The 25,040-nt window shown below is 67.0% G+C and carries 19 protein-coding genes and 1 tRNA gene; 5 read left to right on the top strand and 15 right to left on the bottom strand.

The annotated features are described in order from the left end of the window. Nucleotides 1-76: 76 nt before the first annotated feature. The 4 genes from AC07UW_RS03340 to radA all read right to left on the bottom strand — a co-directional run bounded on the left by AC07UW_RS03340 (nucleotide 77) and on the right by radA (nucleotide 6,360). Entirely contained in the window at nucleotides 77-541 is a 465-nt protein-coding gene (locus AC07UW_RS03340) for a YqhG/Tai3 family protein (protein ID WP_059063500.1), read from the bottom strand. Nucleotides 542-636: 95 nt separating this feature from the next. Next, the gene (locus AC07UW_RS03335) at nucleotides 637-2,943 is read right to left on the bottom strand and encodes a tetratricopeptide repeat protein (protein ID WP_301866618.1); all 2,307 of its coding nucleotides are present in this window, start codon (nucleotides 2,941-2,943) and stop codon (nucleotides 637-639) included. 51 nt (nucleotides 2,944-2,994) lie between these two features. Beyond that, complete coding sequence (locus AC07UW_RS03330; RefSeq protein WP_495211433.1) at nucleotides 2,995-4,851, bottom strand: ATP-binding protein; 1,857 nt, start codon at nucleotides 4,849-4,851, stop codon at nucleotides 2,995-2,997. A 132-nt stretch (nucleotides 4,852-4,983) separates the two neighbouring features. Further along, on the bottom strand, nucleotides 4,984-6,360 hold the full coding sequence (radA, locus tag AC07UW_RS03325) for a DNA repair protein RadA (protein WP_025873829.1): 1,377 nt from the start codon (nucleotides 6,358-6,360) through the stop codon (nucleotides 4,984-4,986). Nucleotides 6,361-6,508: 148 nt separating this feature from the next. Here radA and AC07UW_RS03320 point away from each other — a divergent pair, with 148 nt between their 5' ends. Next, nucleotides 6,509-8,566, top strand: coding sequence for a putative bifunctional diguanylate cyclase/phosphodiesterase (locus AC07UW_RS03320; protein WP_483021130.1), 2,058 nt, complete (start codon nucleotides 6,509-6,511; stop codon nucleotides 8,564-8,566). 156 nt (nucleotides 8,567-8,722) lie between these two features. Here the strand turns inward: AC07UW_RS03320 and cyoD are convergent, their stop codons facing one another. Genes cyoD through cyoA form a run of 4 tightly spaced genes read right to left on the bottom strand, consistent with a single transcriptional unit; the run spans nucleotide 8,723 to nucleotide 12,739 of the window. Beyond that, a complete protein-coding gene (cyoD, locus tag AC07UW_RS03315; RefSeq protein WP_025873831.1) occupies nucleotides 8,723-9,064 on the bottom strand; it encodes a cytochrome o ubiquinol oxidase subunit IV in 342 nt (113 codons plus the stop codon). Beyond that, nucleotides 9,064-9,702: a cytochrome o ubiquinol oxidase subunit III gene (cyoC, locus tag AC07UW_RS03310; protein ID WP_025873832.1), complete on the bottom strand. Its 639-nt coding sequence runs from the start codon at nucleotides 9,700-9,702 to the stop codon at nucleotides 9,064-9,066. Before cyoC ends, cyoD begins: the two co-directional genes overlap by 1 nt. Next, nucleotides 9,699-11,696: a cytochrome o ubiquinol oxidase subunit I gene (gene cyoB / locus AC07UW_RS03305; RefSeq protein ID WP_223494538.1), complete on the bottom strand. Its 1,998-nt coding sequence runs from the start codon at nucleotides 11,694-11,696 to the stop codon at nucleotides 9,699-9,701. The genes cyoC and cyoB overlap by 4 nt, the downstream gene beginning before the upstream one ends. A gap of 2 nt (nucleotides 11,697-11,698) precedes the next feature. Next, on the bottom strand, nucleotides 11,699-12,739 hold the full coding sequence (gene cyoA, locus AC07UW_RS03300) for a ubiquinol oxidase subunit II (protein ID WP_312109752.1): 1,041 nt from the start codon (nucleotides 12,737-12,739) through the stop codon (nucleotides 11,699-11,701). 337 nt (nucleotides 12,740-13,076) lie between these two features. On the opposite strand from cyoA, the gene AC07UW_RS03295 reads away from it, so the two are divergent. Together AC07UW_RS03295 and AC07UW_RS03290 are read left to right on the top strand one after the other, a co-directional pair. Next, nucleotides 13,077-13,505: a VOC family protein gene (locus AC07UW_RS03295; RefSeq protein WP_313248793.1), complete on the top strand. Its 429-nt coding sequence runs from the start codon at nucleotides 13,077-13,079 to the stop codon at nucleotides 13,503-13,505. Beyond that, the gene (locus tag AC07UW_RS03290; protein ID WP_495211432.1) at nucleotides 13,502-14,134 is read left to right on the top strand and encodes a GyrI-like domain-containing protein; all 633 of its coding nucleotides are present in this window, start codon (nucleotides 13,502-13,504) and stop codon (nucleotides 14,132-14,134) included. Before AC07UW_RS03295 ends, AC07UW_RS03290 begins: the two co-directional genes overlap by 4 nt. A gap of 23 nt (nucleotides 14,135-14,157) precedes the next feature. Here AC07UW_RS03290 and AC07UW_RS03285 read toward each other — a convergent pair whose 3' ends face one another. The 7 genes from AC07UW_RS03285 to AC07UW_RS03255 all read right to left on the bottom strand — a co-directional run bounded on the left by AC07UW_RS03285 (nucleotide 14,158) and on the right by AC07UW_RS03255 (nucleotide 23,301). Continuing rightward, nucleotides 14,158-16,176, bottom strand: a complete 2,019-nt coding sequence (locus AC07UW_RS03285) for an energy transducer TonB family protein (protein WP_495211431.1) — start codon at nucleotides 16,174-16,176, stop codon at nucleotides 14,158-14,160. Beyond that, nucleotides 16,173-17,558, bottom strand: a complete 1,386-nt coding sequence (locus tag AC07UW_RS03280) for a hypothetical protein (protein WP_495211430.1) — start codon at nucleotides 17,556-17,558, stop codon at nucleotides 16,173-16,175. The genes AC07UW_RS03285 and AC07UW_RS03280 overlap by 4 nt, the downstream gene beginning before the upstream one ends. A gap of 4 nt (nucleotides 17,559-17,562) precedes the next feature. Continuing rightward, entirely contained in the window at nucleotides 17,563-18,318 is a 756-nt protein-coding gene (locus tag AC07UW_RS03275) for a PP2C family serine/threonine-protein phosphatase (RefSeq protein ID WP_495211429.1), read from the bottom strand. A gap of 2 nt (nucleotides 18,319-18,320) precedes the next feature. Continuing rightward, entirely contained in the window at nucleotides 18,321-19,001 is a 681-nt protein-coding gene (locus AC07UW_RS03270; protein WP_495211428.1) for a vWA domain-containing protein, read from the bottom strand. Nucleotides 19,002-19,150: 149 nt separating this feature from the next. Further along, nucleotides 19,151-19,226, bottom strand: a tRNA-Thr gene (locus AC07UW_RS03265). Nucleotides 19,227-19,310: 84 nt separating this feature from the next. Continuing rightward, complete coding sequence (locus tag AC07UW_RS03260) at nucleotides 19,311-20,315, bottom strand: 2-hydroxyacid dehydrogenase (protein WP_495211427.1); 1,005 nt, start codon at nucleotides 20,313-20,315, stop codon at nucleotides 19,311-19,313. A 97-nt stretch (nucleotides 20,316-20,412) separates the two neighbouring features. Next, nucleotides 20,413-23,301: an autotransporter domain-containing protein gene (locus tag AC07UW_RS03255; protein ID WP_495211426.1), complete on the bottom strand. Its 2,889-nt coding sequence runs from the start codon at nucleotides 23,299-23,301 to the stop codon at nucleotides 20,413-20,415. A 267-nt stretch (nucleotides 23,302-23,568) separates the two neighbouring features. On the opposite strand from AC07UW_RS03255, the gene AC07UW_RS03250 reads away from it, so the two are divergent. Beyond that, complete coding sequence (locus AC07UW_RS03250; protein WP_080149532.1) at nucleotides 23,569-24,069, top strand: RNA polymerase sigma factor; 501 nt, start codon at nucleotides 23,569-23,571, stop codon at nucleotides 24,067-24,069. Next, a complete protein-coding gene (locus AC07UW_RS03245) occupies nucleotides 24,066-25,034 on the top strand; it encodes a FecR family protein (RefSeq protein WP_495211425.1) in 969 nt (322 codons plus the stop codon). The genes AC07UW_RS03250 and AC07UW_RS03245 overlap by 4 nt, the downstream gene beginning before the upstream one ends. Nucleotides 25,035-25,040 lie beyond the last annotated feature (6 nt).

The raw sequence follows: 25,040 nt of genomic DNA, 5'->3' as shown, positions 1-25,040 counted from the left end.
ATCACCTGGTAGTGCCGGCCGCCGGCCGGCAATCGGAGCACAGTAGATCCACGCCATGCGTGGATGCCCCGGATGCTCAGGGCAGCGGTTGGGCCAGGATCCTGCGCACCGAGCGACCACTGTTGGTGAGGATGTCGTCGACCTGCCAGCAGCCCTCCCCTTTGCGCACCATCGGCACGCGGGTCACGTAGGCCTTGCCCCAGACCGGATAGCGCATTTCGACCTGGCCGGCCGTGGCCGAGGCCTGCTTCCAGCTGTAGCGCACCGGGCTGTCGATCTCCCCGTCCTGCGCGTCCAGCCACGGATCGGAATCGAGCGTGCAGATGCCCTCTTCGCGCACCTGGCAGGCACGCTCGCCGTGCAGCGCCTTGGCAAACGCCGCACTGACCAGTGCCTGCGGCGGCTCCAGCAGGTCGCCCTTGCCGGTGGTCGCTTCGAAGAAGGCGCGCGCCACGTCGGCCGGTTGCTGGCAGGCCGGCGCGGCCTGCACGGTGGGGGCCAGCAGCAGGCCGATGATCACCCACATCCCTGTCTTCCGCATGTTCCAATTCCCTGGTGGTAGTGCCGGCCGCTGGCCGGCAACGCGTGATTCCATGGGGTTGCCGGCCAGCGGCTGGCAACCCCGATATCGGCGGATTACAACCCGTACCGTTCGATCGCGTCCAGATGCGGCTGGCGGTCCTGGTCGCAGGCCTCGGCCAGGCGCAGCCAGCAGTGTGGATGTGCCCAATCCGCCGTGGCCTGCTGCAGGAAGCGGTGCAGCGCCAGCGGCGCATGGTCCTGCGGCTGCGCGACGGTGAACAACAGACCCGGCAGCGTGCCGTCTTCCGCGTCCGGATCGGTCACGGTGTAGTCCGCACGGCTGTGCGACCACACCTTCCAGCCCTGTGCCTCGGCTGCCTCCACGAAAGCGTTCCATGCCTCCTCGCCCGGGTGCGCGCCGTCGACCAGCCAGCTGCGCGCGAAACCACCCCGCTCCAGCACATGCACCTGCGCATAGGTCGGAATGAAGTGCTCGCGCTCCGCTTCGTCCTCTGGTGCGGGGTGTACCAGGCCGGCGTCGAACACCACCCAGTCCCCCACCTGCTGCGCGCGGTTGGCCGGTGCGTTCTCGACGATGCGCGCGGTCACCGGGCCGCTGCGGCGGGCGTAGTACTCCATCGGCTCGCCGCCTTCTTCGCTGCGGATGATCACCCAGCCCCAGGGCTCTTCGACCACGCCCTGCTGGCTGGACAGTTCCATGCCGATCGCTGCCGCCGAGCGGCGCACCGCATCCCAGTCGCGCGCCGCACTGGCCGCACTCATATGGTCCCAATGCGCGGCACTGGGCTCTTCCAGCAGTTCCACCAGCTGCGCATAGCAGGCCTGCGCCTCGCTGAAGCGGCCGGTCTCCATGTACATGCGGGCAAGCGTCCCGCGTGCGCCGTTCGAGCCTGGCGACAACGCCAGCAATGCCTGCGCGGCCTGTTCCAGTGCAGGCCAGTCGGACGCACGCCGTGCACGCTGGACCTCGCACCAGTGCGCGAACACCGGCACGCTGTCGCGGTAGGTCGCGGCCAGCCTGCGCAGGCCATCATCATCGCCCTGCTCGGCCAGCCAACGCATCAGCGTGTAGGCCGCCGCGCCGTCTTCCTGCGCGTGGCCGCGCACGAAGTCCCACAGCAGCGCCTGCGCTTCCGTCTTCGCGCCACACGCGTGCAGCGCCGAGGCGGCGACCTCGGCCAGCGCGCCGTCGTCCGGCCGCTCGGCGTGCGCCTGCAGCAGCCACTGCGCTTCGCGCTCGGGATCGCGCGACTGGTTCTGTTCGCCCTGCGCTTCCAGCCACGCCAGCAGCTCATCGGCAGGCACCGGCAGCGGCGCCATCTGCGGCAGCGCTTCGATGCGTGCCGCCAGACCGGCCACCAGCGCGGCCGCGCCGCGGTCCTGCCGCAGCTGCGCCAGATGGGTGCGGGCCAGACCCAACTGGCGCTGCGCCACCCAGCGCGCACCGCGCTGCAGGGCCAGCTCCAGGCTCAACGCGGCGATCTCGATCACCAGGCGATGCGCGCCGACAGCGGCGAAGTGTTCGATGATCGTGTTGAAGCGCGTTCCCAGATCCCAGGTGTTGCGGGCGGCATCGCGGCTGCACAGTGTCGAAGCGGTATTGGCCCACAACCGCCAGTGATTCGGCGTCAGCTCGCTCCAGGGCACCAGCTGCTGCAGCGCCTCTTCATCGCGGCCCAGCTGGGCCAGTGCCCAGGCCTTGGACAGCCGGCGCGGCACCGTGCAGTTGGCAGGCTCGTATTCGCCCGCAGCGGCCACTTCGGCTTCGCGCTTCTCGATCAGCGCCAGCGCTTCCTGCGCACGGCCGCTGGCCAGCAGGATCTTGATCTGCATTTCAGGGAAGCTGTCGAACACTTCCTTGCCGCGCGCCTGGATCGCCGCCGCCTGCACCTGTAGGTAATCCAGCGCATCCTGGCCGCGGCCGTCGTCCAGCAGCGCGTCTGCCTTCTCGCAGCTCAGGCACTGGAAGCAGGCCCAGCTCGGGTCGATGCGGCCCAGCGTCTCGTCGCAGACCTCGATGCGTTCGGGCACCCAGCCCGGACCATCGATGTTGCCGTAGCAGGCGGCGAGATCCTGGGTGACGCAGATCGACTGCGGGCAGTCCAGGGTATCGGCACGGTGTGCGCGCTCGAACAGCGCCACCGACTCGCCCAGCGCGCTTTCACCTTCCACGCGGTTGCCGACGCGGTTGCGCAGCGCCCAATGGCCGACATAGACGTCGACCCAGGGGTTGTCCAGCGCCTTGCCCAGCGCGCGCGCTTCGGGCAGCAGTGCATCGACGCGGTCGACCTGCAGTTCACTGACTTCATCGGCAAGGCGGGTCAGCAGGTGGGCGTTCTGCGCCTGGCCTGCCTGGCGCAGGTCTTCCTGCAGTTTTTCGACCCAGTTCCAGATATCCATGGGGGTAATGCTCCTGTCTAGCGAAGGCTGGATGAGAGGGGGTAGCGGTGCTCAGCGCAGCATCTGCTGCAGGGCACCGGCAATGTCGGTAAATGCACCATTGAGATCGGGGCCCGGCATCGCCGCGCTCTGCTGCAGCGGCCGGCCCTGTGCGGACACGATGATCTTCAGCGAGCGCAGCAGGCGCGCGGCCGCCCCGGCCTGCGGGTGGCCCTCGCGCTGGGCCTGCAGCAACGCCTGCACCGCTGGATTGTCCAGGTTGAGGTACAGCCGCGACGGCGCACGCGCCTCGATGCGCGCGGTGAACTGGCGCGCCAGCCGCAATGCCGCCATCGATACGCGCTTGTCGTTCTCGTCGTCTTCCAGGCGCTGCTTCAGTTCGGCCTCGCGGTCGGGCACCACCACCACCGGCAGCGCCTCGGGGCTGAACCGCGCGGGCAGCAGCTGTTCGCCATCGCCCAGGTGTTCGCGCAGCCAGGCCAGCTGCGCATCGTCAAGGCTGTCGTCGGTGCGGAACAGTGCGCGATTGCCCTGCTCGGTACCCAGTTCGACCAGGCGCAGGCCCTTGGCCTGGGCCCAGCGCCGCAGGAACGGCACCACCGCGTAGCGATGACCATGCGCGACCGGCACGCCCATCGCGCGGAACAGCATTTCCTCGAAGCCGCCACCGTTGTCGAGGATCACATGCACCGCGCCGCGCGCCGGCAACGCGCTGGCCGGCAGGTCACCCTGCGAGGTCGGCACGCGCACGTGTTCCAGCAGCAGGTCGAACAGGCGCTCATCGCACAGCGCCGCGCCCAGCAGGGCCTCGTTGTGGCGGCTGAGCACGCGTCGCCAGGCTTCGGGCTGCTGCCGCGCGACGTCGGCCAGGCCATCGATCAGCGCTTCCAGCAGGGCGTGCTGCACGGCGCGATAGTGGTCATCGCGCTGCAGGTCCTCGCGGCTGGCGGTCGGGGTCAGCTTCGACGATTCGATCACCCCGCCGATGAAACCGGCCCACGGCGGCAGCAGGTCGCGTGCATCGTCGTCCAGCAGCATGCCGCGCACGAACACCGACAGGTTGCGGTTGTCGCTGGTGCCGTAGGTGGCACCGTCCTGCACCCAGAGCATGCCGACGGCGTCGCTGCTGCCATCGGACTGCAGCGGCATCGTCACGATGGGCTCGAAATCGTGTTCGAAACGGGCCGCGAACTGCTGCGCCTGGCGGCGCGCCTGCACCGGATGCAGCGCGACGTCACCCTGCCCGCGCCATGGCGGCGGTTCGGGATTGATCGCGGCGGCCGCCGCACCGATGAAGATCGGCTCGGACAGCAGCGCGCAGTAGCGGCCCAGCACCTCGTGCAGGCGCGCTTCGTTGGCCAGCGGCAGGAAGTCCGGATGCAGCTCCAGCTCGACCTCGGTGCCGATCGCGCGCGCCGGCACTTCGCTGACGGTGTACTGCTCGGCGTTGCTGGACACGTACAGGTGGCCCAGCTCTGGTGTCTGGTAGGAGGTGGTGCGCACGCTGACACGGCGCGCCAATACGAAGGCCGACAGGAAACCCAGGCCGAACATGCCGATCAGGCCTTCATCGTCCTCGCCGTCCTGGCGCAGGCCCCGGGTGTAACCGACACCGACCGTGGCCAGGTAATCGTGGATTTCCTGCCGGGTCAGGCCGGCACCGGTATCGGTGATGCGCAGCACGCCGGCGGCGACATCAACCTGCACGTCGATGCGCGACACACTCTGGATGCCGGGCTGCTCGATACGGCGACGGATGATCGAATCGTGCGCGTTCTGCACAAGCTCGCGCAGCGCCACCATCGGCGTGGAATACAGGTGCTTGCCCAGCACCGTCATCAGTCCATTGAGATCGACCCCGGCGCGGCGGATTTCGGCGGCGGGGGTGCTGAACATCGGGTCCTGCATGTAAACGATTACTCCTTGCCACGGAAAGGCGCCAGGGGGCGCCTTCGTCGAGCCGGGAAAACTAGCACAGGCTGGCTGACCGCTGCTGTGCCGTCGGCCGCATCTGCAGGTCCGAGCACGCACCCGACCCCGTCACGCCGCGTCGATGGCCTCGGACAGGCGTTCGACCGCGATCACCTCCATGCCCTTCACCGAGCCGCCCTTGGGGGCATTGGCCTTCGGCACGATGGCGCGCTTGAAACCGTGGGTCGCCGCCTCGCGCAGGCGATCCTCGCCGTTGGGCACCGGCCGGATCTCACCGGACAGGCCCACTTCGCCGAACGCGATGGTCTTCTCGGCCAATGGACGGTCCTGCAGCGAGGACAGCACCGCCAGCAGCACCGGCAGGTCGGCGGCGGTCTCCTGCACGCGGATGCCGCCGACCACGTTGACGAACACGTCCTGGTCGCCGACCAGCACGCCGCCATGCCGATGCAGCACCGCCAGCAGCATGGCCAGGCGGTTCTGCTCCAGCCCCACCGCCACGCGGCGCGGATTGGACAGCGGCGAGGCGTCGACCAGCGCCTGCACTTCCACCAGCAGCGGCCGGGTGCCCTCGCGGGTAACCATCACGCAGCTGCCCGGCTGGTGCGTGCTGGCACCGGAAAGGAAGATCGCCGACGGATTGGAGACCTCCTTCAGGCCCTTGTCGCCCATCGCGAACACGCCCAGCTCGTTGACCGCACCAAAGCGGTTCTTGAACGCGCGCAGCAGGCGGAAGCGGCTGCCACTCTCGCCTTCGAAATACAGCACGGCATCGACCATGTGCTCCAGCACGCGCGGGCCGGCGATGCCGCCTTCCTTGGTCACATGGCCGACCAGGAACACGGCGGTTCCGGTTTCCTTGGCGAAACGCACCAGCCGTGCGGCACTCTCGCGCACCTGGCTGACCGAACCGGGCGCGGCGGTCAGCGTCTCGGTCCAGAGCGTCTGTACCGAATCGGCCACGATCAGCCGCGGCCCACTCTTGGTGGCGTGCTGCAGGATGGATTCGACACCGGTCTCGGCCAGCGCGTTGACACCCTCCAGCGGCAGCTCCAGCCGATGCGCGCGGCCGGCGACCTGGGCCAGTGACTCTTCACCGGTGACGTAGAGCACCGGCAGGACCGCGGCCATCTTCGCCACCGCCTGCAGCAGCAGGGTGGATTTGCCGATGCCCGGATCACCACCGACCAGCACCACCGCGCCCTCGACCAGGCCGCCGCCGAGCACGCGGTCGAATTCACCGATGCCGGTGCTGACCCGGTTGTGTTCGGTCTGCGCCACGTCCTTCAGTGCGGTGATCTTCGGCGGGTCGATCTTGCCCGCCCAGCCGGCACGGCGCGACGCGGGCGCCTTGGCCGCCGCAGCGCTCTCAAGAACGATTTCCGACAGCGAGTTCCAGGCATTGCACTCGGTGCACTGGCCTTGCCACTTGCTGTATTCGGCGCCGCATTCATTGCAGACATACGCGGTGCGGGCTTTGGCCATCGGAGATTTCCTGCAGGGGCAACGAGCGTGGCAGGATAGCCGAGCCGGGTCGCAGCTGCTGCGACCACTCAAGTCCCACCCGTCGGTGCCGATAGCGGTGGCGGGCGTGCGCCTTGCGGGCGCCCCTCCCTCCTCCTCTGGATTCAACATGACTGGTAGTTACAGTCAGAGCCTGGTCGCCATCTCGTTGCTGGTGGCCATGCTGGCATCGTATACCGCGCTGGATATGGCCGGCCGCCTGGCCACGGCCCAGGGCCGGGTCGCCCGCTGGTGGCTGGCCGGCGGTGCCGCCGCGATGGGCCTGGGCATCTGGTCGATGCACTTCATCGCGATGCTGGCCTTCAAGCTGCCGGTTCCGGTCGGTTACGACCTGGCGATCACCCTGTATTCGCTGGCGGTGTCGATCGGCGCGTCGGCCTATGCGCTGTGGCTGGTGTCGCGCCCCAGCCTGCCGTTGCAGCGGCTGGCCGCGGGTGCGGTGCTGATGGGACTGGGTATCGCCGCCATGCACTACCTGGGCATGGCCGCCATGCGCATGCAGCCCGGTATCGATTACCACCCCGGCTGGTTTGCCGCGTCGATCGCAGTGGCCATCGCTGCCGCCGGTGCAGCGCTGTGGATTGCCTTCCGGCTGCGCGTGGAACAGCGCAACACGGTGCGCCTGCGGATGCTGGCGTCGCTGGTGATGGGCCTGGCCATCGTCGGCATGCACTACACCGGCATGGCCGCCGCGCGCTTCCCGGCAGGCAGCGTCTGCGGCGCCATCGGCAGCGGCGGCATCGATCCCCGCTGGCTGGCAGTGCTGGTGATCGTGACCACCCTGGCCACGCTCGGCATCGCCCTGGTGGCCTCGCTGTTCGACCGCCAGATGCGCGTGCGCACCGGCCTGCTGGCCGATTCCCTGGCGCACGCCAACGACAAGCTGATCCAGGCCGCACTGCACGATCCGCTGACCCAGCTGCCGAACCGCATGCTGCTGCAGGATCGCATCGAGCAGGCCATCGAGAAGGCGCAACGCCGCCAGCAGTCGGTGGCGGTGATGTTCTGCGACCTGGATGGCTTCAAGGCCGTCAACGATGCCTATGGCCACCAGCTGGGTGACCGCCTGCTGGTCGCGGTGGCCCAGCGCCTGGGGGCGCAGCTGCGCCCGCAGGACACCCTCGCCCGCCTCGGCGGCGACGAGTTCGTGATCGTGCTGGCCATCGATGCACCTGATGATGCGGCGGTGGTCGCCGAGCGGGTGATCGCCGCGGCCGGTGAACCGTTCGTGCTGGACGCGGCCGAGCTGCAGGTTACCGCCAGCCTGGGCATTGCCCTGTATCCGGACGATGCCAGCGACGAACGCGAGTTGATGGCACATGCCGATGCGGCGATGTACCACACCAAGGAAACCGGCCGGAACGGCTACACCTTCTTCATTCCCTCGATGCAGCTCAGTGCCAACCGCCAGCTGCGGCTGCTGCAGGACCTGCGCAAGGCGATCGCACGCAACGAGCTGCTGCTGCACTACCAGCCGAAATTCCCGGCGGCCGATGCACCGGCCACCGGCGCCGAGGCGCTGCTGCGCTGGCAGCACCCGGAACTGGGCCTGTTGGCACCGGACGTGTTCATTCCCATCGCCGAGCGCAGCGGCCTGATCCTGCCGATCGGCGACTGGGTGCTGGACCAGGCGTGCGCGCAGCTGCGCGCCTGGCATGACGGCGGACACAGCCATTGGACGATGGCGGTGAACCTGTCGCCGCTGCAGTTCGCCTCGCCGGCCCTGCTTGAAAGCGTGCGTTCGGTCCTGCAGCGGCATCGCATCGACCCGGCGCGGCTGACCCTGGAGATCACCGAAACCACGGCGATGAAGGATGTCGAGGCCAGCCTGGCGATCCTCAACGACCTGACCGCGATGGGCGTGCACATCGCCATCGATGATTTCGGTACCGGCTATTCCAGCCTGCTGTACCTCAAGCGCATGCCGGCCACCGAGCTGAAGATCGACCGGGCGTTCGTGCATGACCTTGAACGCAATGACGAAGATTCCGCCATCGTGTCCTCGATCATCGCGCTGGGCCGTACCCTGCAGCTGCAGGTGGTGGCCGAGGGCGTGGAGACCCAGGCCCAGCGCGACTACCTGAGCGAGCTGGGCTGCGACCAGCTGCAGGGTTACCACCTGGGGCGGCCGATGGAGGCCGAGGAATTCCTGCGCAAGGTGGGTTAGAGGCAACCGCATCCACGCATGGCGTGGATCTACTGTGCGGGGACTTCGCGGTGACTGGTAGATCCACGCCATGCGTGGATGCGTTCCCCGCGATCGCGCAACAAACAAAAAGGCCGCCCGGGGGCGGCCTTTCTGCGTGGCAACGTCGCGAAGACGTCAGTGCATCATGTGCACGTTCATGTTGTGCATGACCCACAGGGTACCGACCACGATGATGCCGATCACCACCACGGTGAAGGCCGCAGCGTTGACGTTCCAGCGGCTCTCCGACGAGCGGTCCAGGTGCAGGAAGAACACCAGGTGGACCAGCATCTGCAGCACCGCGGTGATGGCGATCACCACACCGTTGACGGTGCGCGAGAAATCACCCGACATCACCATGTAGAACGGGATGACGGTCAGCACCACCGCCAGCACGAAGCCGATCAGGTACGACTTCACGGTGCCGTGGCTTTCGCCGCCGGCGGCGTGGTCGTGTGCATGGTTGTCATGTGCCATTACAGCGCTCCATTGAGGTAGACGACGGAGAACACGCCGATCCAGATCAGGTCCAGGAAGTGCCAGAACAGGCTCAGGCACGCCATGCGGGTCTTGTTGGTCGGGGTCAGGCCGTACTTCTTCAGCTGCACGAACATCACCAGCAGCCACAGCAGGCCTGCGCTGACGTGCAGGCCGTGGGTACCGACCAGGGCGAAGAACGCCGACAGGAAGGCACTGCGGTCCGGACCGTAGCCCTGATGGATCAGGTGCTGGAATTCATAGACTTCCATGCACATGAAGCCGAAGCCCAGCAGCCAGGTGATGCCCAGCCACAGGAACATCTGGCCGACCTGCTTGCGGTGCATGGAGATCATGCCCAGGCCGAAGGTCAGCGACGAGGTCAGCAGCAGCGCGGTTTCCCACGCCACGAACGGCAGCTCGAACAGGTCCTTCGCGCCGGGGCCGCCATCAGTGCCGCCGGCCAGCACCACGTAGGTGGCAAACAGCGAGGCGAAGATGAGGCAGTCGCTCATCAGGTACACCCAGAAACCGAAGACGGTGTTGCCGCCGGTGTCGTGGTGCTCGTGGTCGTCATGGCCATGGGCCGCCGCGTGTGCGGCGTGCCCGTGGCTCAGGGTCGAGGTATTGGTGCTCATGCCTTCAGCTCCGACTTCACCAGGCCCTGGGCTTCCAGGTGCTTGCGGTGTTCGTTCTCGATGCGTTCCACCTCGGCAGCCGGGACCCAGTAGTCCACGTCCTGGTCGAAGGTGCGGTAGATGAACGTGGCGATCATGCCGACGAAGCCGATGATGGCCAGCCACCAGATGTGCCAGATCATCGCAAAGCCGAACACCAGGCTGAAGGCGCCGATGACAACGCCGGTGCCGGTGTTGCGCGGCATGTGGATGTCGGTGTACTTGGCCGGCTTCGGCCAGGCTTCACCACGCTGCTTGCGCTCCCAGAAATCGTCCAGCTCGGTGACTTCCGGCAGGGTGCCGAAGTTGTAGAAGGCCGGCGGCGAAGAGGTTTCCCACTCCAGCGTACGGGCATCCCACGGGTCGCCGGTCAGGTCGGCGGTCTTCTTGCGGTCGCGGATCGACACGGCCACCTGGATGATCTGGCACAGGATGCCGGCACCCACGATGAAGGCGCCCACAGCGGCCACCAGCAGGAACGGCTCGTAGGCCGGGTTGACGGTGCTCTGCAGACGACGGGTCATGCCCATGAAGCCCAGCACGTACATCGGCATGAAGGTCACATAGAAGCCGATGAACCAGCACCAGAACGCGCACTTGCCCCAGAACTCGTTGAGGCGGAAGCCGAACATCTTCGGCCACCAGTAGGTGATGCCGGCGAACATGCCGAACACCACGCCGCCGATGATGACGTTGTGGAAGTGGGCGATCAGGAACAGGCTGTTGTGCAGCACGAAGTCGATGGCCGGGATCGCCAGCATCACGCCGGTCATGCCGCCGATGGTGAAGGTGACCATGAAGCCGATGGTCCACAGCACGGGCGTGGTGAACTGCACGCGACCGCGGAACATGGTGAACAACCAGTTGAAGATCTTCACGCCGGTGGGGATGGAGATGATCATCGTCGTGATGCCGAAGAAGGCATTGACGTTGGCACCCGAGCCCATGGTGAAGAAGTGGTGCAGCCACACGATGAACGACAGCACGCCGATGCAGGCGGTGGCGTAGACCATGCCCTTGTAGCCGAACAGGGCCTTGCGCGAGAAGGTCGCGATGACCTCGGAGAACACGCCGAAGGCCGGCAGCACCAGGATATAGACTTCCGGGTGGCCCCAGATCCAGATCAGGTTGATGTACAGCATGGCGTTGCCGCCACCGTCATTGGTGAAGAAGTGCGTACCCAGGTAACGGTCCAGGGTCAGCAGCACCAGGGTGATGGTCAGCACCGGGAAGGCGGCGACGATCAGCACGTTGGTCACCAGAGCGGTCCAGGTGAAGACCGGCATCTGCATGAGCTTCATGCTCGGGGTGCGCATCTTGAGGATGGTGATGAAGAAGTTGATACCACTCAACGTGGTACCCAGACCCGCCACCTGTAGTCCCCATATGTAGTAGTCCATACCTACATTGTTGCTGTACTCGATGCCCGACAATGGCGGGAACGCCAGCCAGCCGGTGGCGGCGAATTCACCGATCCACAGCGACAGCATGATCAGCACCGCACCGGACACGAACAGCCAGAAGCTGAGCGAGTTGACGAACGGGAACGCGACGTCGCGCGCACCGATCTGCAGCGGCACGGCCAGGTTCATCAGGCCGGTGATCAGCGGCATCGCCACGAAGAAGATCATGATCACGCCGTGGGCGGTGAAGATCTGGTCGTAGTGGTGCGGCGGCAGGTAACCCTCGGACCCGCCGACGGCGATGGCCTGCTGGGTACGCATCATGATCGCGTCGGAGAAACCGCGCAGCAGCATGACGAAGGCGACGATGATGTACATCACGCCGATCTTCTTGTGATCCACCGAGGTGAACCACTCCTTCCACAGATAGCCCCACAGCTTGAACTTGGTGATCAGGGCGACGACGCCCAGGCCACCAAGGATCGCGCCGACCAGGGTGGTCAGCACGATCGGATCGTGGGGGATCGACTCAAGAGAGAGTTTTCCCAACATGTTCATTCTCCCGAACCCGCGTGGCCGGCATGGCCTGCGTGTTCGTGTTCGGTGGCATCCAGGTTCTCGCCGGATTCCTTGGACTCATGGGCGTCGCTCGGGGCATGGCCCTCGTGCGCTTCATGGCTGGCAGCGTCGGCAGCAGCGGCACCGGCGTGGGAATGCTTCATGCCGTAGTGCTTGTTGTCGCCCATGTGCTTGGCGATGACCCAATCGAACAGGTTCTCTTCAACTTTGCCGAAGTAGGTGACCGGGTACCACTCGGAATTCTTCGCTTCGCCCAGCGCCTTGAACGAGGCCTTGTCCAGGCTCTGCTCGCCGGCACGGACCTGGTCCAGCCACTGGCGGTACTGCGCATCGGTGACCGAGTAGGCAGTGAAATGCATCTTGGCGAAGCCTGCACCGCTGTAGTGCGAGGACATGCCCGGGAACTCACCGGTCTCGTTGGCGATCAGGTGGAGCTTGGTCTCCATCGCCGCCATCGAATAGATCATGCTGCCCAGGTGCGGGATGAAGAACGCATTCATCACCGTATCGGAGGTGATCTCGAAGTTCAGCGGGGTGTTGACCGGGAACTTGATCTCGTTGACGACCGCGATCTTCTCTTCCGGATAGATGAACAGCCACTTCCAGTCCAGCGAGATCGCCTGGATGGTGACCGGCTTGACGTCCGATTCCAGGGGCTTGTACGGATCCAGCGCGTGCGAGGACCGCCAGGTCAGCACCGCCAGGACCAGCACGATCATGCAGGGGATCGACCACACCACCACCTCGATCGCCGTCGAGTGGGACCACTTCGGCTCGTAGCGGGCCTTGGTGTTGGAGGCGCGATACTTCCACGCGAAGGTCAGGGTCATGATGATGACCGGGATGACGACCAGCAGCATGAGCACGGTGGCCGTGATCAGCAGTGTCTTTTCATCCTGGCCGATCTGGCCCTTCGGACTGAGGATGGCCACGGCATCGCAGCCGGTGAGCATCACCAGCAATGCGAGCAGCAGGCCCGGGCGCAACCAGCGCCCAAGGGTTTTCAACGGAATCATCGGTCGATCCAATTGCGAGGGAATGCCGTTCCCCGTCCTGCCCGCACCGGCCAAAGCCGGGCCCACCCGTCCAGAAGACAGGCAGGTGAGGTGGGGTCGAGTCAGCCTTTCAATTTTAGGCCGTCACCCACCATTTAAGAAAGGCATTGACAATGATCAGGCGCAGGAAAGGCCCGGATCTGGATGCGACACGTTGTCGCACCGCGCCATTGTGAGAGGCAGAACGCGCGGGGATGGCGGCGTAGCATCGGCCACGAGGACGACGAGGCCCCTCGTTCGGCAAAGTCGACTGAACAGGTTCAGCAAGTTGTGCCCCCCATTCTTCGAGGAACCCGGCATGGAAAGACCCTTCAGCGTTGAACGCATCGACCACCTGGTGCTGAGGGTGCGCGATCTGGCCCGCAGCGAAGCCTTCTATGGCCAGGTGCTGGGCTGCGCGGTGGTGCGGCGGCGCGAGCACCTGGGTCTGGTGCACCTGCGCGCAGGTGCATCGATGATCGACCTGATCAGCCTGGACGGCACGCTCGGTCGCCACGGCGGCAGCGGACCGGGCAGCGAAGGGCGCAACGTTGACCACCTGTGCCTGCGCGTGCACCCCTTCGACGAAGCGGCGCTGGTCGCCCACCTGGCCGCCCACGGCGTACCGGTGCCGGGACCGGCCGAAGTCAACTTCGGTGCCGAGGGCGACGGATTGTCGTTGTACTTCAAGGATCCGGACGGCAACACGGTGGAGCTGAAGGGGCCTGCCAACGGAGCCGTACAATGACCCGGTCCGCAGCCACGCGGGCGAAGATCGACTTCAAGACGCAGGACAAGGCGCTGTACCGGCCACCGGCCGGCTCGTTCGTGCGGATCGAGGTGCCGCCGATGTCCTTCGTGATGGTCGATGGCCAAGGTGATCCGAACCAGGCGCCGGCCTATCGCGATGCGGTGGAGTGGCTGTACTCGGTCAGCTACGCACTGAAGTTCGCGATGAAGGCCGAAGGACGGGACTACGTGGTGCCGCCGCTGGAGGGACTGTGGTGGGCCGACGACCCGTCCAGCTTCGTGGCACGGCGCAAGCACGCGTGGCGCTGGACGATGATGATCCGCACGCCGCTGGACGTCGGCGTTCCGCGTTTCAACGAAGCGGTGGCCAAGGCATCGAACAAGCGCGGTACCGCGCCGCAGAGCCTGCGCCTGGCGCTTTACGAGGAAGGCCTGTGCCTGCAGACGCTGCATGTAGGCGCCTACGATGACGAGGGCCCGACACTGGCCGAACTGCATGAACGGATCATGCCGGCTCAGGGGCTGACCTTCGCCGGGCCGCATCATGAGATCTACCTGGGCGACCCACGCAAGGTAGAGCCTGCTCGCCTGAAAACGGTGCTGCGGCAACCGGTGCGGGCGCGGTGACGGCCGCGTCTCGGGCTGCTCCGTCAGCCGCCCTGGAACCGCACCGGGAGACGCAGGGTGATCTGCTTGACCGTGGTCACCGGCCGCCGGGGGGTGACATGCCATTGGAGTGCAGCCTCACGGGCGGCGCGATCCAGCGCAGGATGTCCGCTGCTGCGGTCCACGGTCACATCGAGCACGCGCCCCTCGGCTGACATGGTGATCAGCAGCTCGACGCTGCCTTCCAGCACCGTCTCCCCGTCACCACGCGGATAACGCGGGGGATGCCGGCGCGTCATCGCCGCCAACTGCGCGCCCAGCGCCTGCTCGGGGTCCAGCTGCGGCGGCGGCGGGTCCATGGCCGTCGGCGCTGGTGCGTCCACGGTCACCGCCGGCGGCGTGGCTGCGACAGGCGCTTTGAACACGACCGTCACCTGCCTGCGCTCGCCGCCTGTGGGCACCTTCGACGCGCTGAGCCAGGTGCGTGCGCCCCGGCGCGCGGCCTCATCCAGCTGGGGGCTGCCACTGCTGCCTTCCACCAGCACCGCCGTAACCACGCCGGTCTGCCAGACATCCACCTGCAGGGTCACCATGGTGTCGGCCTCCACAGGTGCGCGCAGCGGGATGCCATGGCGCAGGTCCTTGAAGCCGGCGGCGGGCAGGTCGACCAGCACCTGCCCATACTCTGCTGGTGGCGACGACGGCGGCAGAGAGGGTGACGTACGCAGCGCCAAGCCCTTGCGATCGACCAGCATCCCCGCTGGCGGCATCGCGCGTTGCGCCTGCCTGGCGGTGTCCGCTTTCGGGACCGCCGGCGGCGAAGGCTCCGAGACCGCCGGGCCAGCGGGGTCTGCGGCGGTGTCGGCGGCGTCCGGCGCATTGCCTTTGCCTGCCTTCGCCTGCCGATCGTCATCGCCCAGCAGCAGTGTCGCGCGCGCCGTCAGGATCTCCATGCGGTCTTCGGACGCACTGGCCAGCAGCGTCGAGAGCATGAACACGTCGCTGCCAATCAGCAGCGTGTTCACGTCGAACCGGGCGGGATCGGACGAAGCGTTCTTGTCACTGCGGTCGATCAGTCCGGCAATCACCAGCGCGCCCAGCGCCAGCTCTTCGTCCGTGTCGACCATCGTCGAAGCGTAGGCATTCCACAGACGCTCCTCCAGCGGTGCATAGGCGAACAACACCTCCTGCGTGCCGTGGACGCGCCACAGGCGCTCTTCCAGTGCCGCGTCGCCCTCACGGTCGAACGGCTTGCGCGGCGACCACCGTGAGCGGATCGCCAGCTCCTGCAGATCCGTCGCCAGCAGGCGCATCGCAACCGAGGTGCTCGATGGCGAGAGCTTCCACATCTGCTGCAGCAGCTCGACCTGCTTCAGCTCCAGCTCGCGCGCTTCCTCCGCCGTCAGCCGGTCCACCATCGCGCCCGCATCGCTGGCCAGCCCCGCCGTCCTTTGCGTGCGGCGGCCGGACCGGGCGGCAAGGGTCTCGATGGTCTCGTTGTACGCCGCGCGCAGGCGCTCGTACTCGGTACGGTCTTCGCGCAGCACGGGGCCATTGCGCGCCCACAGATCCAGCTCCTGCATCAGCGCCTGCGTACGCGGCAGATCGCCGCGGGCAGCAGTGCGCGCGGTTTCGTGCACCTTGTTGAGCATTTCCCGCTCGAAATGACCGCGCGAGTACCAGCGCGGAACCGTAGTGCGATCCTCGCCGACCAGTACCGAGCTCGGCCCCTGTTGACCGCTTCCTGCGCCCGTAGCGCCATCCCCGGAAATGCCGGTGACGATGAAGACGACGAAAGAGAGGAAGCCGAACATCACCGACGCGATCAGATAGTCCACGGCCCGGTCCTGCACCGCTACGCGCAGGAATGACAGTACCGACACCGCTCCGCCGATCAGCAGCGCAGCACGCAACGCCGCCCTGCCATCACTCAACACGCCGCTCGACAGCACTCGTCCGAGCCAGCCGATCGAGCTGTAGACCAGCACGCCGAGGTCGCCCCAGAACGGCGCCATCCCGATCAGCGCCAGCAACAGCACGGCCAGTACACCCAGCAGCTTCATGGGCGCTTGCTCATGATCAGCATCGGCACGAACAGGATGAACAGCAGGATCGCGATCGCCAGCATGGCCATCTGCACGGCCAGCCCCACGCCATCCCAGATGCCCGGGTCTACCAGCGCGCTGTAGCGGCGGTAGGCCGGCATGCCCCAGCCCATCACCCAGCCCAGCAGCAGCGTGCCGATCACCGCCATCGTCACCCGCGACATCACACCGGGGACGCCGCTGGCCGCCGATGCCTGCGCGGCGACCGGCTGCGCTTGGGCGACGCGCGCGGCGGTGCGTGCACGCTGCTTGCGGGCCTTGTTCGGTTTCTGCCGCGTGCGAGTCTGCGCCGCGCGGGCGCTGCCGGCCAGCAGTTCCGCGCGGGCGCAGGCGGCACAGGGCATGCCGACAAAATGCTGGTGGGCCGCATCCTTGCCGCACGCCACCAGCTGACCGGCGTTGCGCCGTGCGTAGTCCAGCAGCAGCGTGGCCCATTCCTGCGCCGAAGGCCGCCGCCGCGCCTGCGCCGAGAACGCACGATCAAACATGTCGCGCAGTGCCGGCGGGAACATCTCATGGCCGCTGACCGGCGAGGGCAACATCCGCGGATGCGGCTTGCCGCGCGCATATGGGTACAGGTTGGCGGCGATGCGCGCCGGCAGGTCACTGGGCACCGTCGCCCCCTGCGGCCGGCCCGCAAACGGATGCAGGCCGGAATTGAGCAGCTGGAACACCATCACCGCCAGCGCGAATCGATCCTGCGCCTCCTCCTGGCCCGGCTTCACCCCCGGCTGCTGGAACTCGGACGCCAGATAGTCGGTAGTGACCTGCCCGGCCGGGAAGCGCTCGCCCTTGCCCTGGATGCTGAAACCATCGCAATCGAGCATCGCGATGAACAAGGTGCTGCGATAGAACCGCACGTTCAGCGGCTTGAGGTCGACCACATAGTGCTGCCGCCGGTGCAGCGCAGCCAGCATCACCGCCAGGTTGGCCGCCAAGGTCATCTTCGCGCCCAGGCCGGTAGGCAGGCCCTCGGCGCGTGCCTGCCGCTCCTGCAGCACATGCTCCAGATCGCTGGTGGCCGACAGATCCAGGATCGGCATGGTGAAGCCGATGAAACGCCCACTGCGATCCCGCAGCAGGGTTATCGGCCAGGCAATCTGTACCTGGTCGGCCCCCTGCCCTTCCATCGGCGGCAGGTCCGGCTGCAGCTCCAGCATCGCCTGCAGCTTGCGCTCGTAGACGCGCGCGTCCTTGTCCGAATGGTAGAGCTTGGCCACTTCGCGCGGCCGCTCCTTGAGGGTGAACACGCTGCCCGCACCGCCACTCTTGAGCAACCGCTCCAGGGTGAGCGGCCTGCGCTGCGCGTCGTAGACCTTTTCGCCGCTGCGCCCGGGCATGTGCTCAGGCCGGCAGCGCGACCAGCAACGTCTTGTCGTCGCCGGTGATCTGATCGGTGCGCGGGTCGGCCAGCGTCGCATGCAACGCCTGGCTGCCGTGGGTCTCGTCCACGCCGGCCAGATAACGGATCACCGGTGCGATGAACGGTTGGAACAAGCTGTCGCCCGCGCGCGACATCGCAAACGGCTGCACGCCGTCGGACATCAGCACCAGCGCATCGATGGCCCCTTCGAAGCGGGTCAACCGCAGCTGATCGCGCCAGTTGCCACCGGTCACGAACCAGGTTTCGTTGGCGTACTCGCCATTGGCAGGCAGCGACACCGCATCGGGCGATTCATTGCTGAACGCACAGGCGGCCACGCCATCGCCCACATGGAAGAACCACCCTCCATCGCGTGTGGCGACCGCCCCTACCAGCGTGCAGGCATGGTCGGAGAGCTTCAGGCCCTGGCCCAGCGCAAGCATCGCCAGCTGCCCGCGCGCATCGTCGACAGCGGTTTCGATGATGCTGCGCAGCGCGTCCACCGGCAGTGCCAGTGGATCGGCGCCGAGCTGCGCGGACCCGGTAACCGACGCCGCCACGCTGCTGGATACATGCCGGGCGCCCACATCGCTATGCGATGCAGAGCCTGCGCCATCGCAGACCACCGCGACCAATGTCTGCCCCACCTGCACCGACGCATAGGCGTCCTGGCAGGGCTGCCCGCGGTCCAGATGGGACCGTCCCGTGGCCGATGCGGCCATCACGCGCCAGGCCATGGTCAGACCGGCACTTGTGACCAGCTGTCGGTGGCCGGCAATTGCACCTGGCCACCGGGCGTCGAATTGGAGACCACCCGCATGCTGGCGCTCAGCCACAGGAACAGTTCCTTGAACTGCAGGCCCTGCAGGCGCTTCACGCCGCGCTCGCCATTGCGGCTGAACTGACCCAGGACGCTCAAGTCGGCATTACCGACGGCGATCGGGAACACCGCCACCTTGTTCTGCTGCTCGGCCTCGCGGCACTGCTCGGCCACCGCTTCCCAGGCGTCGGTGGGCTGGCCATCGGACATCAGGAACAGCCACGGCCGGGTGTAGGCGACGCCGGCCTGGCGGAAGCGCGCCTTCTCGTCTTCAATCTCCTGCAGCGCCACTTCCACGGCCGCGCCAGTCGGCGTGGTGCCATTGGCCGACAACGTGGGCGCGGTGAAATCCATCGCATCGCACCAGTCACCGCTGATGGCCGCGTTGTCCATGCCGCCATACTCGACCAGCAGCACGCGCACACGCTTGGCCGCGATCACATCGGCTTTCAGCTCCTGCTCCAGCAGCTTCAGGCCCGCGTTCAACTGCTCGATGGGGCCACCGCTCATGCTGCCGGAACAGTCCAGCACCAGGATCAGCGGCGTGCGCTGCTCACTGTTGTCGACCAGCGAAACATCGGGGATTGCAGCAATGGACATGATGGGAAGCCTCCGTGCGGGTGAACCGGTGCAGGTGATCTGCGCGGCCGATTATAGGCAGAGCTGAAGGGCCAGGGGGCGAGGGCCGACGGAGAACCGTGCCGCCCCAAACAAAAAGCCCCGGCCAAGGCCGGGGCTTTTGCTGAAACTGGTGCCGGAAATAGGAATCGAACCTACGACCTACGCATTACGAATGCGCCGCTCTACCAACTGAGCTATTCCGGCGAAGCAGGCAATTTTACGGTCGCCCTGCCCCTGCGGTCAATCCGGTCGTGACGATTGCCGTCAAACGCCCACCCGCCCGGGCTCTCAACCCGCCGCCACCCGGTTGCCGCACTCCCGCCCCGCCGCGAAATCGGCCAGGTTGCCCAGCGTGATCGCCGAGATCTCCTGCAGCGCCTCCACGGTGAAGAAGCCCTGGTGGCCGGTCACCAGCACGTTGGGGAAGGTCATCAGGCGCTGGAAGGCCTCATCGTCGATGATCTCGCTGGACAGGTCCTGGAAGAACAGCGCGCTTTCCTGCTCGTAGACGTCGATGGCCAGGTGGCCCAGCCGGCGCGACTTCAGCGCGCGGATCACTGCGTGGGTATCGACCAGGCCGCCACGCGAGGTGTTGACCAGCATCGCGCCGGGCCTCATCCGCGCCAGCGAGGCGTCGTCGATCAGGTGCTGGGTATCCGGGGTCAACGGGCAATGCAGCGAGACGATGTCCGAGCGCGAGAGCAGCTCGTCCAGTTCAACCATCGCGCCGATCCCGGCGAACGCCGGCGAGGGATACGGATCGTGTCCCAGCACGGTGCAGCCCATGCCGCGGAAGATGCGCGCGGTGGCCAACCCGATCTTGCCAGTACCGACGATGCCCACGGTCTTGCCATGCAGGGTGCGGCCGAGCAGGCCATCCAGCATGAAGTTGCCCTCACGCACACGGTTGTAGGCACGATGGGTGTGCCGGTTGAGGGTCATCACCAGCGCCAGTGCGTGCTCGGCCACCGCTTCCGGCGAGTAGGCGGGCACGCGGGCGACGAACAGGCCGAGCGCATTCGCGCTGGCCAGGTCCACATTGTTGAAGCCGGCACAGCGCAGCAGCACCGCGCGTACGCCCAGTGCATGCAGGGTCTGCAGCACCGGTGCATCGAGCCTGTCGTTGACGAACACGCAAACGGCGGCGCAGTCCTGTGCCAGCGCGGCGGTGTGCACGTCCAGCGCCGCGTCGAAATACACGAACTGGAAATCCTGCCCTGCCCCCTCGCGCTGGTTGGCTTCCTCGAGAAAGCGGCGGTCGTAGGGACGGGCACTGAAAACGGCGATCTGCATGGCAAGGCCTGCGCGGAAATCCGCCACGACCATAGCGCACCCGCACACCGATGGGGATGGCACCGGCGGCGCGACGGCCGCCGGTGCCGGTACTGCCTTAGAACGTGTAGCCCAGGCCCAGCATCACGCCGTTCTGCAGCTGGCCGTCGCGGCGCTCGCCCACGTAGTCGACCATCACCGACAGGCGATCGGTGGCGCGGCTGGTCACGCCCAGGTTCCAGGCCAGCACCTGCTCGCCCACGGCCTGGCTGCTGGCACCGAACACCAGGTCCGGCGCGGCGGCGAAGCCGGTGCTGTAACGGGCCTGGCTGTCGCCCAGTTCCTTCTGCCAGACCAAGCGCGCGCGCGGGGTGATGCGCTCGCCATTGTTGCCTTCGAAGGTCTTGAACACCTGCAGACCCGCACCGACGCGGATGCTTTCCAGGCTGTCACCACGCCCCACCAGTGCGCCGGCCCCCTGCCCTTCATTGAAACGGGTGGCCGAGATGCGCGCGTAATCGACCACCGGCAGCAGCGGCTGGATCACTACGCCCTTGGCGGTGGTGAACGAGAAGCCGTGCTCCAGCCGTGCCGAGATCGCATCGTTGTTGTACTTGGCACGCAACGGACCCTGCAGGCCGTCGATGCCATCGATGCTGCGGCGGGTGTCGTGGCGCAGATCGGTATAGCGCACCGAGGCCGACAGGTAGCCACGCGAGTAGGTGGCGTCCAGGTAGCCGCCCACATCCAGCGCGCGCACGTCGCCGCTGAAACCGGAACCATCGCGGCCCTTGGTCGACATGTCTGCGGCGGCAACGCTGACACCCAGCGTCACCCGGTCATCGGCCAGCTGCGTATCGGCACCGAGCACGATGCCGCCGACGGTATGGCTCAGGCCGGCCACGCCGCCCTCGCCGTCGATGCGGCCATGGCTGCCGAAACCGCGGCCCCAGAGGCCATGGCTGCGCGGCGCTTCGCCGCCGAAGTTGGTGCTGCCACCGCCCGTCCCCGCCGGCTCCACCAGATGCATCGCCAACTGGTTGAACAGGCTGCCATTGGCCATGCCCGGCTGTGCCGACGCCGCCTGCGCGGCCTGTGCGGCCAAGCCACCGGCATCACCGCTGCCGCTGCGCCGTGCGGCCTGGTGCTGCTGCACCACGCTGCCGATGCTGCCGACCAGCGCGTTGTCGGCCAGGCGCAGGCTGGCATGGCCATCACCGCGCAGTGCACCGGCCTGCTGGGCGATCACATCGCGGTCAGCGAACTGCAGCGCCCCCAGCAGCGGCTTCAGCCCGGCATCCTGGCGCTGGCCGGCAGTGGCCAGCGCGCGACCGAGTCCATCGTTACCATTGTTGCCGGTGAGCTGCGCGAGCTGGTCGAAGCCGGGGTTGGCGGTCAGCGACAGGCCCTCGGCGGTCTGGTTGATGTTGAAGCTCAGCAGCGAATTGTGGCGTGGCCGGAACACCTGGCCGTTGGTGATGCTGGCCGTATAGCCGGTGTCGCCCAGGCGCACCGCATCGGTGAAACCGCCCTGGTAGATCGGGCCGCTCACCAGCTCGCGCTGGTAGTTGCCGGCGTAGAAGCCCTGCGCCACGTTCAGTTCAAGGTGGGCGCCCGGCGAGATGACCAGCGCACCCTCGTTGGCGCCGCTGTCGTAGAAGTCGCCCACGCGCAGACGGCCACTGTTGGCGCCGCCTGCCTCGGTGACGTCGAACAGCACCTTGCCGCCCGGCATGATGTTGACGTAGCCATGGGTGACCAGGTCACCACCACGCGGCATCAGGGTGCCGTACACGCGCAGGCGGTTGAAGCCATCCTCGCGGTACGACGGGCCGGTGGCATCGAGCAGTGCGCTCGAGTCGGTGGCAACCGAGGCGATGTCGCCGTGACCGACCACCATGCCGGCCGCCAGCACGCGCAGCTCCGGCGTGCGCAACGCGCCGCCTTCCAGGGCGATGGTGCCGTTCTCCACCAGCATGAAATCGGCGCCGGTGGTTTCGGCGGTGCGCCAGGTGCCGCCCTTGGCGACGCGGATCACGCCAGCCGAATTGCCCAGCGTGGAGGCGTCCAGTTCATCCAGGCGCAGCTGGCCCAGAAGAAGCTGCTGTGTACCCGGATTGTTGAGGTAATCCTGCACCGAAGCCGGGCCGATGCCGTTCGGGCCGGCGCTGGAGCGGTTGTAGATGTTCACCGCATAGTTGATGTACGTGGTGGCGAAGTCGGTATCGTTCCAGCGCGCGAAGTCGTCATCGACGAACGCCTGCAGCTGGCGCGCAGTGCGCAGGTAGCCTGGGTTGATGTCGCCGCTGACATTGCCGGTGATCGTCAGGGTGTCACCCGGATCGCGGTAACCGGCGGCGGTGATGATGTTGTTGCTGTAGATGTCCTGGCCGGGGAAGGTCTCCAGCCTGCGGCCGCTGCCATCGGGATCGAAGCTGACCGAAGCGCCGGTGGTCCGGGCCGGGTCGCGGAACACCAGCAGGCCGTTGGGCTGCACCACCTCGTACATGGCCTTGTGCAGCAGGCCGGCATCCATGCCGCCGCCGTAGTTGCCGGTGTAGATCTCGGTCATCCGTGGCGAAGGCGTGTAGATCACCTTGCCACCGCTGCTGGCAGCGTGGATCTGCACCGAGTCGACCAGCGGCAGGTCGCCGGCCAGGTAACGTTCGACGCCACCGGACTGCATGATCGAGCAGGACGAGATGCAGTGGCCGGACACGATGGTGTTCAGGCCGTTGGTGCGGATCACGCCCTGCAGCCACTCACCCGCGATCAGCGCGCCACCATTGGAGGTGCGCAGCACGACTTCGCGGATCGGGCGGCCCTCGGCCTGCGCTTTGGCCAGCAGCGCCGGCAGCGCGACGACGTCGGCGACGGTGACACCGCCACTCAGCACGACGCGATCGCCCTGCACGTGATAATTCATTGCCATGACGTCATCCATCTGACCCAGGGTCGCGATACCCACCAGGCCTGCCAGGGCGATGCTCAACTTCGAATGCTTCATTGCGTTCTCTCTCTCCGCCCGCACCACGCGGGTCGAAAGCAGAACGCAGCAGCGGGCTCGACGCCCCCAGTCGACGGCCAGAAAAAACATGAATGCATTCACAATGGAAATGCGGGAGAAACGTGGGCTTCCCCATCCGGTCACCGTCGCGTAAAACTCGGTGACGCGTCCGTCATCGTCGTCCGAGGCCCTCCCCTGTCCGCGCCCTCCCCTTTGCTCCGTCCTGCGCCGGATCTGCCCGGGGTTCCGGATGCCTTCATCGCATTCGTGCGCGAGGAACGCGCGCCGCTGTGCGCCTTCCTGCGCGCCCGCGGTGTCGGCCCCGAGGATGCCGAGGACATCGCCCAGGACTGCATGGAGCGCTTGATCCGCTACCGCGCGCACGGCACCGAGGAGCTGCGGCTGCTGCTGTACCGCATCGCCCGCAACCGCCTGGCAGACCGCGGGCGCTCGCCACAATCGCGCAACCACCTGTCGCTGACCGAACGCGACGGCAACGAAGAAGCCGCCAGTGCTTCTCCTGATCCGCTGCGTCAGGCAGAATCCGGGCAGATGCTCGCCCTGCTGCGCCAGGCACTGTTCAAGCTGCCCGAACGTGCCCGCGAGGTGTATCTGCTCAACCGCATCACCGGGATGAGCTATACACAGATCGCCCGGCATTGCGGCATCACCGCCAAGACCGTGGAAAAACATATTGCCCGTGCATTGCAGGGCCTGCGCAAGGAGCTGGGCCCCGATCCTCTCCACAATGATGGAGATGCCGAATGATCCGCAACGACAACAGGGATGACACGTTGCTTTTTGAACACGCAAGCGCCTGGGTAGCCCGGCTGGACGCCCCCGACTGCAGCGCCGAAGAACGGCAGTCCTTCGAGGACTGGTTGGCCGAGGATCCGGCACATGTCAGCGCGTGGGTGCAGGCCGAGAAGCTGCACCAGCGCAGCGCCGGCCTGGCCAGCGACCTGTGGCTGCGCACCGCCGCCGCGCGTGCGGCACGCCGACCGCAGCGGCGTTGGCTGCCCGGTGTCGCCGCCGCTGCAGGCGTGTGTCTGGCCGTTGGCCTGGGCTGGATGCTGTACACCGATGGCAACCCCACACCGCTGACCTACGCCAACACCAGCCTGCTGCCGCAGCAGCGCACCCTGGCCGATGGCAGCATCGCCACGCTCGACGCCGGCACCACGCTGACCGCACGCTTCGGCTGGCGCAAGCGTGAACTGGCGCTGGAACACGGTCGCATCCAGCTGCAGGTCGAACCGTCATCGCGCTCGCTGCGGGTGCAGGCCGGCGGCAGCTCGATCCGCGATATCGGCACCACCTTCCAGGTTGAACGCCTGGCTGACGGCCGGGTCGAGGTCGCGCTGCTGGAAGGCGTGGTGGAAGTCACCAGTGGCAGTGCGCAGCACACGCTCTCGCCGGGGCAGCAGCTGCAGGTCCTGGCCTCCGGCAAGATCCAACCCGGCCCGCAGCTGTCCTCGACTGCCGCCGCCGAGGCTTGGCCGCAGGGCAAGCTGGTGTTCGACGGCACGCCCCTGGCCACTGTGGTCGAGCGCATGAACCGCTATGGCAGCACGCCACTGGTAGTCGCCGACCCGGATATCGCCGACCTCGCAGTCAGCGGCACCTTCCGTGCAGGCGACGCGCATGAACTGCTTTCCGCCCTGGAGCTGGGGTGGTCCATTGCTGGCCAGCCGCGCTCGGATGGCGCGCTGGAACTGCGCCGCACCTACTGAGGCGGC

It is taken from the genome of Stenotrophomonas sp. GW821-FHT02D01, assembly GCF_059421765.1.
The sequence above is the reverse complement of the archived record's forward strand: the minus strand, read 5'-3'. Positions and strand labels throughout refer to the sequence as shown.